We start from the raw sequence: 17,561 nt of genomic DNA, 5'->3' as shown, positions 1-17,561 counted from the left end.
GTCGTTTGGGGTGTTGTCGGCGGCGTTACCGGGTCAGACCGGATCCGCGGAGGGCTCGGCTCGTTCCGGCTGCCGGGCACGCAGGATCTCACGCACCCGGGCCACGTCGTGGGCGGCGGTGGCCGGGGTCTCGACGGGGCAGTAGGTGTAGGTCCGGTGGCCGATCCGGTCCACCTCACCCGTCCACCAGCGGTAGCAGCGTCCGTCGGTCAGCACGAGCAGATCGGTCCAGACGCTGACCAACGCCACCCCGAACCCCGCGTGCACGTCGGCGGGCACCCACATGCCTTCCAGCGCTCCCCGCAGGCGCTCGGCGGCTCTCACGGCCGGGGTGTCCCAGGGGTTTGGGGACGGTTCCCTCTCCGGGAGATCGGGCGTGCGGGGGCGGAAACGGCCAAGGCGGCGTGGTGGTGGATTCACCCCTCACACGCTGACGATGAGTTACTACGGTGAGTAGCGAACCGGTGGCTACATTCGAGTCGTGGAAACGACGCTCCGAAGTCGTGTAACCCTGTGGAACCCGCGAAGGGTCAGCGCCGCCTGAACTCTTCAAGTGCTGCTTCGCTTTTCCTGGTCAAGGGATGATCCGCCCCGAGTCTCGCTCGCTGCCCTCGCACGATCGTCAGGATCTCCACCTCTGCGGCCTCCCACTCACCGTTGCCCGCCAGCGCCGCAGCCAGACCACGACGAATGGTGAGCGAGTTGGGATGGTCTTCGCCGTATATACGAGTGTTAGCGGCAAGTATGTCGGTGTACTCCGCTTTGGCTGCGCTGAACATTCCACGTTCACGCAGGGTCTCGGCGATCTCGTAACGGATGTCGAGGGCGTTCAGGTCGTCCTCACCGAAGTTTCGCTGCCAGGCGCGGAGGACGTCCCGGTAACCAGCCTCCGCCTGATCGTACTGTCCTTGGTCACGCAAGGTCCGGGCGAGGTTGAGCGCGGACACGATGGTGTCCGGATGATCGTCTCCCAGGACACGCCGCGCGGCCGCCACGATGGAGCGGAAGGCAGCTTCGGCCTCGATGTGGCGTCCCGCTTCCCGGATGGTGCGAGCGAGGTTGATGCGGACGCTCAACGTGTCTGGATGCTCCTCGCCCAGAACGCGGGAGGCGATTGCGAGAACGGTCAGGAACTGTCGCTCGGCCTCGGTGTTGTGGCCGTTTTCCCGGACGGCACGGGCCATCCTGTTACGGATGTCGAGGACGTCCGGGTGCTCGTTGCCCAGAAGCGGGCTTACCACGTCCAGGATGGATCGGAAATCTGTGACCGCCTGATCGTAGAGGCCCGCCATGTAGCGATACCAGGCGACCCTGCGAGCGGGCAGCGCCGCGCTCAGGGCGGTGGCGGGGAGGATGGTCTCGTCGTCACGGACGAGATCCAGCAGACCGAGGCAGTGCTCGGCAAGTGCGGCCCAGGCGTTCCAATCGTCGGCGTCGTCGGTGTCCAGTTCGTTCGTCGCGGCATTCAGGAGGTCGGCGAGCAGATCCCGGAACCTTCCCAGTTCTCCGGAACCCCTGATGTTTCCCCGGGTCACCGTGCGTACCAGCGGATGCATGTCGAGCATCGCGATCCGGCGTGACGTCGAGGCTCCCGACGCGCCCGGAGTGCCGGTCCCGGGATCGAGAGAGATCACGCCAAGCCCGGACAGGGCCTTCAGGGAGCCGCCCAGCCGCCTTGCGACGGCCCGGGTGAAAGCCGGGCTGCGTTCCAGTAGATCGGGACGGAGCACGAGCTGGTACGGCAGGGGCGAGGGCGCGCAACAGGCCAGCAGCCGCATGAGTGGCCTCGCGAGATCGTGTCCCTGCTGGGCGAGCAGTTCGACGGACATCTCCCACGTCGTCGTGAGCGCACGGCGCCCGTCGCGGAATTCCTCGGAACCGGGTTCGTTCATGGTCAGATCCTGGAGGCGTCGTTCGTAGGTGCTTCTGTAGCCGGAGAATGAGCCGGTCGAGTCCGGGGCGGGAAATGGATCGGCATTGGCACAGCTCAGATAGCGCCCCACCAACTCCAACGCCAGTGGGAGCCCGCCCATGGCGGCGGCCAGCTCACGCGCCGCCTGGTGAGGTCCCGCGTCAGGCGCGAGATCCATGAGCACGGCCGCCCCTACCTCCGGCGCCAGGGAGGTGACCTTGTACATGCTCATCCAGGAGGCCCACCGTTCCACGCGTCCGTCCCGGCTCGTGATCAGCACGGTTCCGTACGGGGTGGTCGGCGGTCGCACCCAGTCCGTGCCGTCCTCCAGGGCGCGGTCCTCCCCCGAGAGCACGCGCGGGTCGTCGGCGTTGTCGATGACGAGCAGCCAGGGCGTCGATCGGGAGTTCAGGGCGCGCCAGAGCACATCGGACGGATGCGCGTGGTCGAAGTCCGAGTCCAGCGCCCCCGCGTCGAAGGCGACCGCGTGGAGCGCGGCCCGCGTGCCGTCCGGACTGCCGGCCCGCACCCACCACGTCTTGGTGCCTCTCTCCGCGGCGCCGTGAGCGAGTGTCTGGACGATCGTGGTCTTTCCCACCCCGCCCATTCCGTGAACGAGAACCACCCGCGGGCGCCGTGCGGGGGTCCAGATGAGCCCGTCGATCTCCGACAGCAGGTCGTCGCGACCTCGAAGCCTGGCCGCGAAGGCCCGTCGCTGCGGTACGGCGAGGGGTGGTGCGGAGGAGGCCACCGATCGTGCCTGTGCGGCTCCGACGAACGTGTTGTACTGCACCCCGCTCCGTTGGACCGCCTGCTGTGCACTCCCCGCCGCCTCGGCGTGCTGGCTCTCGCCGGGCCGCATCATCGTCCTTGAGGTCAGTCGCGCTTGAAGGTATTGGTCTGGACGCCGGTGTACTGGACGGCCTGCTGAGCGTCTCCCTCGGCGTGGGCGTGCTGGCCGCCGCTGACACTCTCGATGTCGACGGTGGGAGCGAACTCCGCGATGAGCGAACGTGTTTCCTCGGCGGCGACAGGGTCACCAGCCATCGCCTCCGCGAGCAGTGCGGAGATGCGCTCCCGCTGTGCCGCCACGATCATGGGACGGTCGGTGCTTGAGGCTTGAAGGATCGCTTCGCGCACCTTGTCCATCACCTCACCCTGGATGACCTCCTGCCGGTCGTCACCACGACCGAGGACGCGTGCGACGCGGTCACGGAGGGACTGCCACGCGTCGCTCGCGACACTGCTGACGATCGCCGTCGCGCCCGCCGAGGCGAGGGCGGCGAGCAGTTCAGTGGAGGCCATGGCGACACTCCCACCTTGAAGGATGGCGGACTCGCGTTGTGGAGATCATCAGAGGAAAGAGGCGGCAGGTTCCGGAGGAGAAGATGCCTGCCCTCATATGACGGATCGGTAGATCGGACTCTCCAGCATCGGCACGGACCTCTCAATCAGTTCATCGGATAGCTCCGCGTATCTGGTGACCAAGGCTGGACTGTCCACAAGCCTGGCCTCCCTGACGCGTGCGGTGGCCTCGTCGTAGATCAGCGCGACCACCCGGGTGTCGTCGTACAACACGTAATCCGATATTCCCGAATCTGACAAGAGTTGCTGGATGTCACGGGAGTTGATGAACCGTATGTCCTCCCCGCACTCGATGTCCGCCAGGTAGGCCGGGATCTCGTAGTTGACGAGATAGGAGCTCAGCGGGAGGTCGCATATCCGGATGCGGACCATGGATATGTCTCGCTGTCTTGCCAGGGTGTAGATCTCCTCCTGCCCCCTCACCATCTCCTGGACCAGCTTCCTGGCGGTGGCAAAATCACCGTTTTTGAAGGCCTGATAGCCCTCGAAGTCGGACTCGTCGTATTCCTGGAGCCTCTCTACCTTCACCCATCGCGATCGGAGCTCGTTGAAAAACCTCCCGAAATCATCCACATGGCCGTCCGTAGTGGAGAGCCCGGTGGATTCAGCCGGGGGATAGATCTTCAATGCCCATGCTCCTTCTGGTCGATCGTGCCTGCCGTGCTCTGAGCGGCCGAAGCGGCGGATGGGTCGGATTCGCGTGCCGGCGTTCCTGGTCCGGTTTCCTGCTGGAGACTGGCTATTCCAGGGGGATGTTCTCGCGGGCCTTGACCAGCACGTGTCGTGGCAGGACCACGATGGCCTCACCCGGGTCCAGGAAGGCGTCCTGGGGAAGCAGTGGTTCGAGCTCGGTCGTGCGCTCCAGTCCGATGATCGCGAAGTCGCCGCTTTCCAACTCCCAGATGTCGGGGCAGTTGTTCGCCCCGGCGCTTCCATTGCCGCCGCCGTCTCCGTGAGGATGAGGGCCGATACGACGTACGAACATGCTTCCCCTCCGATTATCTGTTCGATGTGCGGGGGTAGGAATGGCTTCCGTATTTTGTCATCAGGAAAGGCTGTGGTCAACATTGGGATGAATAGCACAAAGACATATTTAGGTATCCTTATGATCCATTCCTGTCTTGTCGGACGATCGAAGGAGCATGTCACTCACGCTGGCGTGGAGAGGGCTGCTCTTACCATTGCGAACTTCAGCGTGTAGCAGGTTGGTTACGGTATTCCGGTCATGGATGATGGTTCGCGAGTGACGTACGGTCCGGTGAGGCTCGTTGCGGGATTGGCTGCAACGGGGCTGAATGTTTTTCTGGGACCAAGGGCTGCGACGGCCTCCGATGTCGTGGTGCAGAAGGGGGGTCCTCGTGCTTGGGGCGGGTCCGCGCCGCGTCGGCCGTTGCCGCGGGGTGTTTCCCTCCGGCGCCGGAGGCGTGACGGATTCCTCTTCACAGTCCGGCCTCATGGCGCTACGGTGTGTAGCGACTCGAACACGGAGTCGTATGGAGCGGCCCTGGTCGTCCTGGAGTCTGGATCACTTCGGTGACGGCGGTGTGGTCGGGCGTAGTCGAAGGAGAGCGCGATGCCCCCAGCGCGTGAGCTTGACCCAGGTATGAGCCCGCTGACGTTCTTCGGTGCGGAACTCCGGCGCTATCGCACCGAGAAAGGATGGTCCCAGGAGAAACTGGCCGAGCAGATCAACTACTCACTCAGCCTGGTCGGCATGATCGAAAATGCCAGGCGAGTTCCGTCACGCGACTTCGCAACCCGGTGCGACGAGGTCCTGGAGACAGGCGGGGCACTGATGCGCCTGTGGCCACTGCTCAGCCGGGAGGCGTATCCGATGTGGTTCCGGCCGTTCGTGGAGATCGAACGCGAGGCGACAAGCCTAAAGGGCTATGAGCCCCTGGTGCTTCCGGGGTTACTCCAGATCGAGGATTACGCCAGGGCTATGCTCATCGGAGGGCGTCCTGGAGACACCCCTGAACAGATCGACGAGATGGTGGCTGCGAGGCTCGAACGACAGGCGGTTCTTGAGCGGAGTGATCCTCCGGTGTTCTGGGTTGTTCTCGATGAAGGAGTGCTGCATCGGGCAATTGGTGGACCGCAGGTCATGCAGAGGCAGATCGAACACCTCATAAAACTTGGTAAGCATCCTCGGATCACGATTCAGGTCGTGCCGAAGGAGACAGTAGCCCACCCAGGGCTTGCTGGTGCTTTCGTCATTGCGGGTTTCCGAAACGGGCCGGATGCCGTTTACTTGGAGACGGCGGCACACGGCCACATCGTCCAGCGTCGTGAGGACGTTGAGACTGTCACATACGTGTTCGATGCCCTCCGCGCGGAGGCACTACCGCAGAGGGCATCGCTGGAGCTCATAGCGAGGATGATCGCATAATGGATCTGACCGGGGCCGAATGGCGGAAGTCCAGCCGAAGCAGCACCAACGGTGGGAATTGTGTGGAAGTGGCTAGCAACCTGCCCGGTGTCATTGCTGTACGCGACAGCAAAAATCCCAATGGTTCAGCACTCATTTTCAGTCGATCCGAATGGGGGATGTTCCTCAAGGAGATCAAAGAAGGTGGGTTTGAAGTTTGATCGAGGTTAACTTAGCTGTTTGCTCGAACTTTGCCCGTTAGTAGATCCTTCATGAGGCCTTGCTTGATCAACATGAGCTGTTTTAGCTGCTTCTTCTCGGTCGTTACTTTTGCGCTGTGCGCTTCAAGTGCGTTGACCAGCCGCTTCTGAACTTCCAAAGATGGGACGGGGATGGGCATAGATTTCAGCTGAGTGGAATTTATGGTTGCGAGATTGGTGGTTTGCTTGGCAATACTGAGGAAGTATCGCTTCCCGTGGTGTGATGAGGTATAAGCTGACAGGAATTCCGGAATAAGGCGAGATTGGTCGCACCGAACCCGGAAAATGTGATTTTGGGAGATGCACTCAGAAATTCGGGCGTCCCACACGGCGCCACGCCCGAGCTTGTCGAAGTCTCCGCCCTCTGTCAGTAGAACATCCCCCTTTAAAAGTAGATATTTGGTTAGCTCGTTGCGCATTATGCGTATAGTTTTAACTTCCCTGGTGTCTATGTGTCCATCTTGAACATTGGCAACCCTTAGATAGGGTACTTGGATAGATTCTGTGCCGTGAGGTTCTGAACCAAGGGTAACTCCGCTTCTTATTTCCGCTATTGCGGATAGCGGGAGCAGGGATCTTGAATTCTGTGCAGACCATAGGAATGTTTCTATTTCTCTATGCTTAATTCCTGTGTTTATCCTCTCAAGTTTGGCTATGATGCGCCCTGTTGCTGAGATTCTCGCATCGATTGACTCAAAGATATTTAAAATATTTTGCTGTTCTCTTTTTGATGGAATATCGATGCTTAGTCGAGAGAGCATGTCGATGGGGAGGCGACCGGTCCCATGTCCGGCTTCATCGACCATACCTAGAACCTGGCTTGAGTGTGTTTTGAGAGCAAGTCCGAGGAACGTGCCGTCGATTTCTGGTCTGGGAATGATGGCCTTACAGTCTTGTCCAAAAGATAGTTCGCGTTGCGTTACGCCAACGCGAAACTCGGTCTTAAGGCTCATGCCGCGCACAACGAAGAGGACCGCCCCCTTTGGGGCCATTCGCGTTCCTGACCTAGCGCCGAGCGACGTGATCCGCCGCTCCGAGTCACGGATGTAAAAGTCTTTTAGGCTTGCTGCGCTGATCCATGGGATATCTCCTCCCCAGTAGCTGGGGTTGTCTGTGGAAGGTGTGCCACCGGACATCCAGGTTCCGCATTCCAACAGCGGCATGGAAGTCCAGCCCTCAGGAAGTTCACGCATAGTTGAGCTCCTTGAGGTGGGCGTCCAAACGGGTAGTGGCGGCTGTTCGGGAGGCTTCGAGGTCGCGGAGGGTGACCGCGTATTTGTCGCCCCATATACGATAAACATTGGTGCTTATCCGACGGCGGACGGAGACCTTGTCCTCCAGACGCCGCCTCAGGCCGTTCTCGAAGATTTGAAGAACCAGGTCCCGTTCCGCGTCGATGTCGAGCAGGCGGACCGCCGCCGACAGTTGCTCGACGAAGACATTCTCCAGCCGGCGGATCCTGCCTCGGACCATGGACAGCTCCGCCTTCAGCTTCTTCAGCTCAGCAGCGCTGATCGTCTCCTCGGGCTCCTCGGCGTCATCGTCACCCGGCGTCGCTATGGCGGCCTTGATCTGGGCGTCCAGTTCCGTCCGGCGCGACTCCTCGTCCTCCAGGGCGCTCAGATAGTCGGGAATCACCAGCGCGACCATGGGATGCTGCCGGGCCTTGCGGCGTTCGGCGGCTACGCGCTGCTTGTCCCCGGGGGTGTTGTCGTCATCGCCGGCGAAAGCGCTTGCGGTAGTCGACAACCAACTCTCCACCACGCCGCCGAAGCCGTTTTGAGCCAGGGTCCGCATGTCGAACTGGACGCCGCTCCACCAGGAGGCGGTCACCCCCGCCAGCTCGAACCGGTCGAGCACGCCCAGCGGTCCCAGTTCGGTCACGAACAGGTCCAGCAGCTCGGTCCGGGCCTTCATCGGGTGACCGCTCTCCGGTAACGCGACCACGATCTCGGAATGCTTTCTCCACCACTCGTCGAACGCCTCGCCGAACCGTCTCTCCACCGGGGAGGCCAGCTCCGGAATCCGGGCCGCCGCCGCCTCCCAGCCCTCCGGGGGGAAGTCGTAGTAGTCGGCGTCCCGCTCGACGAACAGTTTCGCCACATCGATGCCGAGCGCGTCGAACAGCGGGCGCCGATCGCGGACCTCGGACTTGGGCACCCCGCCGTGCAGGTGGGCCCGGACGTCCTGCGGCTCCGGCGGGGGAGTGTTGTCCACGTAGCGCCGGATGTTGAGGTTGAACTCGCTCTCCCGCAACTCCTCGATGTCCACCACCCGGGCGAAGCCGGGAATGTCCCGGTAGCCGGTGAAGGTGGAGACGATCTTTTCGGCGTGCTCGGGGTCCAGGTAGTTCTGCGCGCGGCCGGAGGTGTATTCGCGGTCGGCGTTGATGAACAGGACCTTGCCACGACGCTCGGGGTCGCGCTGGGCGCTGCCGCGCAGGATCAGCACGCAGGCCGGGATGCCGGTGCCGTAGAAGAGGTTCGGGGCGAGGCCGATCACGGCCTCCAGCCGGTCGTCCTCGATGATCCCCTGGCGGATCCTCTTCTCATCGCCGCCCCGGAACAGCACCCCGTGCGGCATGACCACCGCGCCGACACCGTTCGGCGCGAGCACCGCCAGCACGTGCTGGGCGAACATCAGGTCGGCCTTCTTGCCGCTCTCCGGCGCCCAGCCGTACTTCTCGAAACGCTCCCGGTGCTCCATGCCGGTCTTCTCGTAGTTCTGGGAGAAGGGCGGATTGGTGAGGACGCGGTCGAACTGGATGAGGTGGCCGTCGTCGGTGGCGTGCAACGGTCGGGCCAGGGTGTCGTCGTTCCTCAGATCGGCGTTGAGGATGCCGTGCAGGATCATGTTCATCTTCGCGACGGCCCAGGTGTTGCCGTTGTACTCCTGCCCGTACAGCGACAGATCGCGAGGGTCGCCCCCGTGCTCCTCGACGTACTCCAGCGCGTGAATCAGCATGCCGCCCGACCCCACGCACGGGTCGTAGATCCGCATTCCCTGCCGAGGCCTGACCAACTGGGTCAGCATCCGGACCACGCCGCGCGGGGTGTAGAACTCGCCGCCCTTCTTGCCGGCCGAGTCGGCGAACTCGCCGATCAGGAACTCGTACGCCGCGCCGAGGAGATCGGGGAACTCGAAGTCGGCGTTGCGCAGCCGATAGCGGTTGAAGTGGTCGATCAGCTGCTGGAGCTTCCTGTCGCTCAGCGCCGCCGCACCGCTGCGGCGGCTGAAGTCGATGTGTCCGAGCACGCCGCGCAGAGCGTCGGTGTTCTCCTCCTCAAGCCTCTCCAGGGCGGTGTTGAGCATCTCACCGAGATGGGAGGCGCGGGACTTGTCTCTGATCCACTTCCAGCGGGACTCCGGCGGCACATAGAAGTCACGCGGGTAGAAGAACGGCTTGTCGGCCATCTCCGCCGCTCGTTCCGGGGAAACGCCCTCGGCCATCCGGTCTTCGATCACCTTCTCGCGGACCGCGTCGAACTGGTCGGAACATCGTTTCAGGAACAACATCCCGAAGATGTAGTCCTTGAACTCCGAGGCGTCCATCTTGCCCCTGAGGATGTCAGCCGCCCCGAACAGATGGCGCTCCAGTTGCGGGAGCGTCAGCTTGGCCACGTGGTGAGTCCTTCCTAGCAGGTAGTACGCGATGCGAGGCTAGTCCTTTTGGCGGACATTTATGACTTTTCACTGCCATGAGGTCCAGCCCAATCCGGCCATCGCCGGGTGCCCCCAGTGTGCCCGGCGGATACGGATCGTGACGGGACATTCTCGGATCGTGACCAGCCCTGTTAGAATGGATCGAGTTTTATTGCGTTCTGTGTAGGTTTTCTCCGCAGAACCTCCTAATATGGAACCAGGACCCGTGCTAGGGGGCTTTCCATGCTCTTGAGATTCAGAGCGGCCAACCACAGGTCGTTCCGCGACGAGTTCGAACTGCACCTGACCGCCAGCAAGTTCAACCAAGGCTCAGGCCGCCTGGTGGGCCTGCCGGAGGAGCCTGATCTCTCGTACGTTCCGTCAAGCGTGATCTACGGCGCGAACGGATCGGGCAAGTCCAATGTGATCGAGGCCATGCGCTGGATGCAGCAGGCCGTGCTCCACTCCGTCGATCGGTGGTCGGCTGACTCGGTGGCCGACGACTGGCGGCGGCGCAGCCCGGTGCCGCGCGAGGCGTTCATGCTCGATCTCGAAGCGCGCCTGCGCACCTCGTACTACGAGGCCGACTTCGTCCTCGACGGCGACCGCTACGTCTACGGATTCGAGGTCTCCGACGAGCGGGTGGAGGCCGAGTGGCTGCACGCCTATCCGGGTGGCCAGGCGCGCAGGCAGGTCTGGTTCGAGCGGCAGGCCGATGCCGCCGAGCCGTTCCGGTTTCCCGGTGAGGGGATGAAGGGGGCGAAGGAGAGTCTGGTCCCCCGGACGAAGGCCACCGCGCTCTTCCTCACCGTCGCCGCCGACTACAACCATCCGCAGCTCTCCCCGCTCCGCGACTGGTTCGGGAAGAACTTCTGGTGGGTCAGCATGGGCCACGACCAACAGGCGCGGCGCGACTTCACCGGGACGATGCTCCGCGATCCGGTGCGCAGGCGGCAGATCGTGGCGCTGCTGAAGGTGGCCGACCTCGGGATCTGCGGTGCGGAGGTCGACTTCGAGCTGGGCGAGCCGCGCATCCGCCTCATCCACGAGGGGGAGTCGGGGCCGGTCCCGATGGACTTCCACGACGAGTCGGCGGGCACCCAGTCGTGGTTCGCGTTCATCGGTCCCATGCTGGAGGCGCTCGACACCGGGGCGCTCCTGCTCGTCGACGAGCTGGACGCGTGCCTGCATCCCCTGCTGGCCGCCGAGGTGGTGCGGACCTTCCGCAGCGAGGAGGCCAATCCCCGGCACGCCCAGTTCGTGGCCACCGTGCACGACACCACCCTGATCAGCGGTCTGCACCCCCAGCAACCCCTGGACCGGGATCAGGTATGGATCACGGAGAAGGGAGCCGGAGGCCGCTCGGAGCTCTACCCGCTGACCGACGCACGGCCCCGCAAGGGCGAGCCGCTGGCCCGGCGCTACCTGTCCGGCGCCTACGGAGGCATCCCCCGAGTGCACAGCGGGGACGTCGCTGACACGATCGCCTACGTGCCGGACGACGAGGCACGTGCCGAGCCACAGGGGTGTAGCGCGTGAGCCGTCGCAACGCCGTTCCCGGGAAGGATGTGCACCCGGGGCGCAAGCTGGGAACCAACCGGTCTCAGCAGACCCTGTACGTCGTGTGCGAGGGAGAGACCGAGGGCGACTATCTCAAGCTGCTGGAAGCGAGTTTCGGCAAGACGATGCGTTTCCACGTCATCCCCTACACCAGGCCGGAGGGATTCAAGCCCACGGGAGCGGTTGAACGCGCCATCAAGGTGCGGAAAGGCCTCTATCGAGGTGATCGCGAGAATGTCTGGGTCATGTTCGACCGTGACGAGCACCCCGATGTCGAGTCTGCAGCCGTTCTCGCCAGGAAGAACCAGATCAAGGTCGCCTTCTCCCATCCCTCCTTTGACCTGTGGCTCTGGCTGCACTTCGCTCCCGGGCGCCCCACCCCCCAGGGGGATAGCAGTGCCTTCCTGGTCTCCAAGCTCCAGGGGACCGCCGGATTCGAAGACTACGCTCCGAAGAAGGACAAGCGGCTCCTCTCTCCGGTCCGCCAGGCCGCGCTCTCGGCCAACCTCGGTCAGGCGATCAAGCTGGCCAGGAAGCTGGACGCGGGCTGTGAGAGCGGCCTGTGCGATCCGGACCGCCGCGTCGCGGACGGCAGGCGGGAGCCGCACCACGAGAGTTGTCCGATCCTGAAAAGGGATCCCTCCACCGGGGTCTACGTCATGCTGGAAAGCCTCGGCTTCACCACCGCCTAACCCGGAGAGCCCCCCTCGTGTCCAGGGTCACCCTTCCCCAGCTCGAAAACCTGCTCCTTGAAGCCGCGAACGGCCTCGGCAAACTCGACGTCTCCGCCAAGCGCAACTACGTCTTCGCGCTGCTGCTGCTCAAACGGTGCTCCGACGCCTTCGAGCGGGCCTGGCAGTGCGCGTACGACGCCGAACTGGCCCGTACGCGCGACCCGGCGGAGGCCACGGAGGCGGCCGACGACCCCGAGACCTACGGCACTGAGATATTCGTTCCCCCGGAGTCGCGCTGGGCGAGCCTCGCGGGGCGGAGCATGGAGATGGGCGGTCACCTCAACGCCGCCCTGCACGGCCTGGAGAAGAACAACGAGGATCTCGACGGAGTGCTCCGGCACATTGACTTCAACCGGGCCCCCGATGGAGCCCAGCTGAAGAACGCGACCCTGGTGGAGCTCGTCCGGTTGTTCAGCGGGATCCGGCTGAGGGACGAGGATCTCGAATTTCCCGACCTGATCGGGCTGGCCTACGAGAAGGTGCTGCGGGACTTCGCCGAGAGCGTCGACTCCAAGGGCGGCGACTTCTACACCGCCCGTTCGGTGGTGCGGTTGATGGTCCGCCTCGCCGCACCCCGTCCTCGCGACTCCGTCTACGATCCCTGCGCGGGCTCGGCCGGCGTGCTCGTCTACGCCCGTGAGTACATCGCCGACCACCACCCGGGCCAGGCGCACACGGTCTCGCTCTCCGGGCAGGAGCTGTCGACGGCGCACTGGGCGGCCGGCCGGATGAACCTGCTACTGCACGGCATCCGCGACGCCGACGTCAGGCTGGGCGACACTCTCGCCGAGCCCCGGCACCTTGACGGTGGAGTGCCCCAGCGGTTCAACCGGATCCTCAGCAACCCGGAGTTCTCCTGGAAGGACTATGACCAGGGGGTCGCGACCTCGCGCGACTACCGGCGGTTCGAACACGGCACCTCGCCGAGCGCCGACCTGATGTTCGTCCAGCACATGGTCGCCTCGCTCGCCGACGACGGCGTGGCGGTCACCGTCATGCCGCACGGAGTGCTGTTCCGCGACCGGGTGGAGAAGGAGATCAGGGAGAGCCTGCTCCGCGCCGACGCCGTCGAGGCGGTGATCGGCCTGGGGGCCGGCATCCTGCACGGCACCGGCATCCCCATCTGCCTGCTGATTCTCCGCGCGCCCGGACACAAGCCCGCACACGCCCGGGACAAGGTCCTGTTCGTCAACGCCGACCGCGAGTACCGGCGTGGGCGCAAGCAGAACATCCTCGGGGAGGAACACGCCGAGAAGATCGTACGAACCTACCAGGAGTGGCGGGAGATCGGCGGTTTCTCCCGGGTTGTGCCGGTGAAGGAGTTGCTCGACGACGGCGCCAACCTGAACATCCGCAGGTGGGTCGACAACACACCGGAGCCGGAGCCGCAGGACGTCTCCGCCCACCTTTACGGCGGCATCCCCCGCGCCGAGGTCGAGGCGCTCGCCCCCGCCTTCACCGCCTACGGCCTTGAGCCCGCCGCCTTCTTCACCGCCCCGGATGACGGCTACCTCGACTTCCTGCCCGAAGGGCACGAGGCGACGGCGGCCCGCGTGGACGGCCTCGCGGGAGATCGGGAGGCCGCCTTCCGGGCCGCCGTCGAGACCTGGTGGCGCAAGCACGCCGTACTGCTGGAGGAACTGCCGGTCAACGGCGCCCCGATGGCGGCCAGGGCCTCGCTCATCTCCTCATTCTGCGAGGTGGTCGCGTCCATTCCACTGCTGGACGAGTTCACCGCGGCCGGCGTCGTCGCCGAGTGGTGGGCGGACAACCTGGCCGACGTGAAGACGCTCGCGGCACAGGGGCCGATACACCTGATCGGGGCCTGGGCCGCGAGCGCGGTGGCGGCTCTTCCCACCCGGCGGGTTCGCGGAAAGCCCAAGCCCACGACGGGCGCCGAGTGGCGCGCGGTCCGTGAGCGTCCCTTCGTCGAACGGCTGATCCCCTGGTACGGCGAAGGAGCTGAGGCCGCGGAGGCCGCCTACGCCGAGCTCGACACCAAGGTGAAGGCCGCCGAGGAGGAGGGTGTTCCCGCGGCCGATCTGAAGAGGCTCAAGAGCGACCGCGACATCGTGGGTAAGGCGGTCGACTCCGTTGCGGCGGTCCTGCCCACCACCATTGAGACAGAGGCGGCCAAGCTCACCTCGGAGCAGGCGGGACAGCTGGTCGTCGACGTGTTCGGCCAGGACGTGACCGCCCGGATCGAGGAGCGTCTGGAGGCGGCCAGGCGTGAGCTGACCGCCGGGTTTCGCAGGCTCGCCGACAAGTACGAGATCTCGCTCGAAGACCTGGAACGTGAGCGCGAGGAGGCCGCGGCCCGTCTTGCCGTACATCTGCGCGACCTGGGATACCCACGCAGGAAACGTCAGCAAATGTCGTGACCTAGCGCTAGATTCAGTTCCCACATTTTGCTCAGAAGGGGCGGTCGGCCACCGTGAACCATGTGGCACAGAAGAGGATCGCCAGGCTTCTGGGGCGGCTGGGCTGGCACGAGGCCGTCGACTGGTCCATGAAGACCGCCCGCGACATCGGCGATCACCATGAAGGGCTGCTCAAAGACCGTTTCCTGGCCGCCGTCCGGCGCATCAACCTGCGCGACGGTCAGCCGTGGCTCGACCCCGGACGTCTGGAGCAGGTCTGGGAGGAACTGACCCGCCGCATCCCCATGGACATGGTGGAGGGCAACCGGAAGGTACTGGAGGTCCTGCAGTCCGGCGTGGACGTCGAGGGACTGTCCGACTGGGACGGCGGCAGGCGGCAGGTCGTCCGGCTGGTCGACTGGGACGCCCCGGGCGCCAACGAATTCCTCCTCGTCACCGGGCATCCCGTCGAGCGACCCCGCGACGGCGGTGTGTCCGACATCCGTCTCGACGCCGTCGGATATGTCAACGGTATTCCGTTCGTCGTGGCGGCCGTCGCCTCACTGGTGGGCGGGGTGCGCGACGCAGTCGACGCGCTGCGTTCCTGGACGGGGGAGCGTGCGCTGGCCCCCGACCGGAGCGTGCCCGAGCTCTTCCGCTACGTGCAGGTCCTGGTCGCCACGGACGGCGTCGGGGCCAAGCTGGGGACGGTCACCTCCCGGCCCGAGGACTTCGCCGTCTGGCGCACGACCCTGCCCGTCGCCGAGGACGAGGTGCGCGCCGAGCTGAGCGTGCCCGGTCCGCTCAGCGAGCTGGAGACCCTGCTCGCCGGGGCACTCCGGCCGGCCCACCTTCTCGACCTGGTGCGAAACTTCTCCGTCTGCACCCACCGGAGTGGGACCGACAATCGGATCGTCGCCCGCCACCAGCAGTTCAAGGCAGTCCACGCCATGGTCTTCCGGCTGCGGCACGGGGTCTCCCCGCAGGATCGGGGAGGCCTGCTCTGGCACACCCAGGGCGCCGGTAAGACCCTCACCATGACCTTCCTGGTACGGAAGATCCGTACGACCAGGGGGTTGGAAGACCTCATGGTGATGGTGGTCTCCGATCGGCTGGACCTACGACGCCAGCTCACCCCGGTCCTGCGGCTCAGTGGTGAGAAGGTCAAGGTCCTCACGAGCAGCCGGGAGGCCCGCAGGCACCTCACCCGGGGCGTTCCCGGCGTGTTCCAGATGATGATCCAGCAGGCGCGTAGGGACGACGCGGGGCCCCGGACGGTGACAGGGCTGGCAGGAGACTCCGAGGGCGTCGAGTTCGCCACCACCGTGCTCAACAAGAGCAGCCGCATCCTGCTGCTCGTCGACGAGGCCCACCGGACCCAGTCGGGCACCTTCCACCAGCGATTACGGGCATCGGTTCCCAACGCGGCGATGATCGGTTTCACCGGCACCCCGATCGTCCGTTCGTTCAAGCAGACGACCCGGAGCCTGTTCGGCATCACGGTCGACCACTACGGTCTGACCGAGGCCGAGACGGACCGCACCATCGTGCCCATCCGCTACGAGGGGCGCCACCTGCCCGGTCATCTCATCGACCGGGTCCAACTCGACCTGGCGATGGAGCGGGAGATGGGCGGCGGCCCCGCCGTCGTCGCACTCCGGGAGATCCTGGAGTCCAGGGACCTGATCGAGGCCAAGGCACGTGACATGCTCGCCCACTGGGTGCTCACGGGCCTGCCAGACGGTTTCAAGGCACAGGTCGTCGCGGTGTCCAGGCTCGCGGCCGTGCGCTACGGGGAGGCACTGGGGAAGGCCAGGGACGCGCTCCTGGCCGCCGCGCGGCTCCACCGGCAGGACGAGGGGGCACATGACGGGTTCGAGGCCCCGGTGCTCGCCATGGCGAACCGCTTCCGCCGGCTCCTGGCCAGGGTGGAGTTCGCCACGGTCATCTCGCACCGGGACGGCGATCCGGAGGACTGGAGGCGGTGGACGGCGTCCGAGGCGCACAAGGAGCACACGGACCGGTTCGTCGCGCCGTTTTCCACTCCCGTTCCCGCTCCCTTTTCGCGGGCCGAACCTCGCTACACGGATGACACGCCCTGGGCGGAGCACGACCGTACGAAGTACGCCCGTGACGATGCCTTCAGCGATGAGAGCGGACCGGCCCCGATCGCCTTCCTGGTGGTCCAGAGCATGCTGCTCACCGGCTTCGACGCGCCGCTGGAGCAGGCACTCTACATCGACCGCTCCATCCGGGACGCGGAGCTCCTCCAGGCGGTCGCGCGGACCAACAGGACCGCCCGCAACAAGCGCCACGGGCTCGTCGTCGACTACGTGGGCATCATCGACAACCTCGGGCGGGCGCTCGCGGACTATGACCAGGAGGACCTGACCGGGATGCGGGAGGAGTTGCTCGACCACGAGCTGCCCCGCCTGGTGAGCGCGGCCAAGTGCATGCGCGATCTGCTCGTGGAGCTCGACATCGACATGATCGAGAGCGAGGAGGGGAGGTCCGAGATGCTCCACCTGCTCGAAGATCCCCGTACCCGCCGCCGGTTCGACGCCGCGGTCGAGGACCTGCTGCTCGGCGTCGAGCGGCTGCTGCCGCGTGATGAGGCCCTTGAACATCTCGATCTGGCGAGGGCGGTCTACGACGTCCAGTGGCATGCCCGACGGTTGTTCCGGGACACGCAGTTGGGACAGCAGGACGTCTACCGTCACAGTGCCCTGCTGCGCGAGCTGCTCGACGAGCACGTCCGCGCGGGCCAGGCCGGACAGCAGGTTCCCCCGGTGGAGATCACCACTCCCGGCTTCATGGAAGCGGTCGACGCCATCAGGAGCGGTCGCGACCGCGCACGGGAGCTGGAGTACGCCCTCAGGCACCACCTGGAGCGCGTCTCGGCCACCGACCCAATCCGTGCCCAGAGCATCAGCGAGCAGATCGACGACCTCCTGCGGCGGCTGAACGACTCATGGGAGGAACTGGCCGAAGCACTGCGCGAACTGGTCGAGCAGACACTGGCGCCGGAGGCGGACATCCTCGCGCTGGGCCTGGCGCCCCATACCGAGGGGCCGATCTACAGCATCATGGAGCAGGTTCTGGCCCAGGAGTTGGGGACGGCGAGTGAACCCGGTCTCGCGGTCACGGTGGCGAGGGAACTCGTCGTTCTCATCCGCGAGGGGGTCCGTCCTCCGCATTTCCCCCAGAGCAACTACCTGCAGAAGGCCCTCCGCGTCGGGGTCCGTGAACTGCTCATCGATCGCTGCATGCTCGGTCGCGCCGCTGCCGCGACGGCCGCCGCGACGATCGTTCAGGTGGTCTGCGCCGATATCGAGCACTTCCGTGAGGACTGACGGCCGG

General features: G+C 65.1%; 13 protein-coding genes. 6 read left to right on the top strand and 7 right to left on the bottom strand.

All coding sequences use genetic code 11. The annotated features are described in order from the left end of the window. Nucleotides 1-33: 33 nt before the first annotated feature. The 5 genes from OIE13_RS19175 to OIE13_RS19155 all read right to left on the bottom strand — a co-directional run bounded on the left by OIE13_RS19175 (nucleotide 34) and on the right by OIE13_RS19155 (nucleotide 4,262). Nucleotides 34-324 carry a hypothetical protein gene (locus tag OIE13_RS19175; RefSeq protein WP_326828480.1) on the bottom strand — a complete coding sequence of 97 codons (291 nt, stop codon included), beginning with the start codon at nucleotides 322-324 and terminating at the stop codon, nucleotides 34-36. Nucleotides 325-530: 206 nt separating this feature from the next. Next, entirely contained in the window at nucleotides 531-2,777 is a 2,247-nt protein-coding gene (locus OIE13_RS19170) for a tetratricopeptide repeat protein (protein WP_326828479.1), read from the bottom strand. 11 nt (nucleotides 2,778-2,788) lie between these two features. Continuing rightward, nucleotides 2,789-3,217, bottom strand: coding sequence for a hypothetical protein (locus OIE13_RS19165; protein WP_326828478.1), 429 nt, complete (start codon nucleotides 3,215-3,217; stop codon nucleotides 2,789-2,791). A gap of 93 nt (nucleotides 3,218-3,310) precedes the next feature. Then, nucleotides 3,311-3,904, bottom strand: coding sequence for a DUF6879 family protein (locus OIE13_RS19160; protein ID WP_326637895.1), 594 nt, complete (start codon nucleotides 3,902-3,904; stop codon nucleotides 3,311-3,313). 112 nt (nucleotides 3,905-4,016) lie between these two features. Next, entirely contained in the window at nucleotides 4,017-4,262 is a 246-nt protein-coding gene (locus OIE13_RS19155) for a hypothetical protein (RefSeq protein ID WP_326637897.1), read from the bottom strand. Between the two features lie 588 nt (nucleotides 4,263-4,850). On the opposite strand from OIE13_RS19155, the gene OIE13_RS19150 reads away from it, so the two are divergent. Both OIE13_RS19150 and OIE13_RS19145 read left to right on the top strand, forming a co-directional pair. Further along, entirely contained in the window at nucleotides 4,851-5,666 is an 816-nt protein-coding gene (locus tag OIE13_RS19150) for a helix-turn-helix domain-containing protein (protein ID WP_326637899.1), read from the top strand. Further along, nucleotides 5,666-5,866: a DUF397 domain-containing protein gene (locus OIE13_RS19145; RefSeq protein WP_326637901.1), complete on the top strand. Its 201-nt coding sequence runs from the start codon at nucleotides 5,666-5,668 to the stop codon at nucleotides 5,864-5,866. The genes OIE13_RS19150 and OIE13_RS19145 overlap by 1 nt, the downstream gene beginning before the upstream one ends. A gap of 11 nt (nucleotides 5,867-5,877) precedes the next feature. On the opposite strand, the gene OIE13_RS19140 is transcribed toward OIE13_RS19145, so the two are convergent. Together OIE13_RS19140 and OIE13_RS19135 are read right to left on the bottom strand one after the other, a co-directional pair. After that, nucleotides 5,878-7,098, bottom strand: coding sequence for a restriction endonuclease subunit S (locus OIE13_RS19140; protein WP_326828477.1), 1,221 nt, complete (start codon nucleotides 7,096-7,098; stop codon nucleotides 5,878-5,880). Next, complete coding sequence (locus OIE13_RS19135; RefSeq protein ID WP_326828476.1) at nucleotides 7,091-9,526, bottom strand: type I restriction-modification system subunit M; 2,436 nt, start codon at nucleotides 9,524-9,526, stop codon at nucleotides 7,091-7,093. Before OIE13_RS19135 ends, OIE13_RS19140 begins: the two co-directional genes overlap by 8 nt. 264 nt (nucleotides 9,527-9,790) lie before the next feature. Between OIE13_RS19135 and OIE13_RS19130 the strand changes: the two genes are divergently transcribed. The 4 genes from OIE13_RS19130 to OIE13_RS19115 all read left to right on the top strand — a co-directional run bounded on the left by OIE13_RS19130 (nucleotide 9,791) and on the right by OIE13_RS19115 (nucleotide 17,554). After that, nucleotides 9,791-11,086: an AAA family ATPase gene (locus OIE13_RS19130; RefSeq protein WP_326828475.1), complete on the top strand. Its 1,296-nt coding sequence runs from the start codon at nucleotides 9,791-9,793 to the stop codon at nucleotides 11,084-11,086. After that, on the top strand, nucleotides 11,083-11,799 hold the full coding sequence (locus OIE13_RS19125; RefSeq protein WP_326637908.1) for an RloB family protein: 717 nt from the start codon (nucleotides 11,083-11,085) through the stop codon (nucleotides 11,797-11,799). Before OIE13_RS19130 ends, OIE13_RS19125 begins: the two co-directional genes overlap by 4 nt. Before the next feature lie 17 nt (nucleotides 11,800-11,816). Then, complete coding sequence (locus OIE13_RS19120; protein ID WP_326637910.1) at nucleotides 11,817-14,222, top strand: type I restriction-modification system subunit M; 2,406 nt, start codon at nucleotides 11,817-11,819, stop codon at nucleotides 14,220-14,222. Nucleotides 14,223-14,284: 62 nt separating this feature from the next. Continuing rightward, nucleotides 14,285-17,554, top strand: a complete 3,270-nt coding sequence (locus OIE13_RS19115) for a type I restriction endonuclease subunit R (RefSeq protein WP_326828474.1) — start codon at nucleotides 14,285-14,287, stop codon at nucleotides 17,552-17,554. Nucleotides 17,555-17,561: the final 7 nt, after the last annotated feature.

The sequence above is a fragment of the Streptosporangium sp. NBC_01810 genome (assembly GCF_035917355.1).
Lineage (GTDB): Bacteria > Actinomycetota > Actinomycetes > Streptosporangiales > Streptosporangiaceae > Streptosporangium.
Note: the sequence above shows the minus strand (reverse complement) of the source record. Positions and strands in the feature narration are given on the sequence as shown.

Bases quoted from the DNA above. Each gene is read 5' to 3' on its own strand.
- OIE13_RS19170 (WP_326828479.1), bottom strand. From the start codon at position 2,777: ATGATGCGGCCCGGCGAGAGCCAGCACGCCGAGGCGGCGGGGAGTGCA.
- OIE13_RS19165 (WP_326828478.1), bottom strand. From the start codon at position 3,217: ATGGCCTCCACTGAACTGCTCGCCGCCCTCGCCTCGGCGGGCGCGACG.
- OIE13_RS19155 (WP_326637897.1), bottom strand. From the start codon at position 4,262: ATGTTCGTACGTCGTATCGGCCCTCATCCTCACGGAGACGGCGGCGGC.
- OIE13_RS19150 (WP_326637899.1), top strand. From the start codon at position 4,851: ATGCCCCCAGCGCGTGAGCTTGACCCAGGTATGAGCCCGCTGACGTTC.
- OIE13_RS19145 (WP_326637901.1), top strand. From the start codon at position 5,666: ATGGATCTGACCGGGGCCGAATGGCGGAAGTCCAGCCGAAGCAGCACC.
- OIE13_RS19140 (WP_326828477.1), bottom strand. From the start codon at position 7,098: ATGCGTGAACTTCCTGAGGGCTGGACTTCCATGCCGCTGTTGGAATGC.
- OIE13_RS19130 (WP_326828475.1), top strand. From the start codon at position 9,791: ATGCTCTTGAGATTCAGAGCGGCCAACCACAGGTCGTTCCGCGACGAG.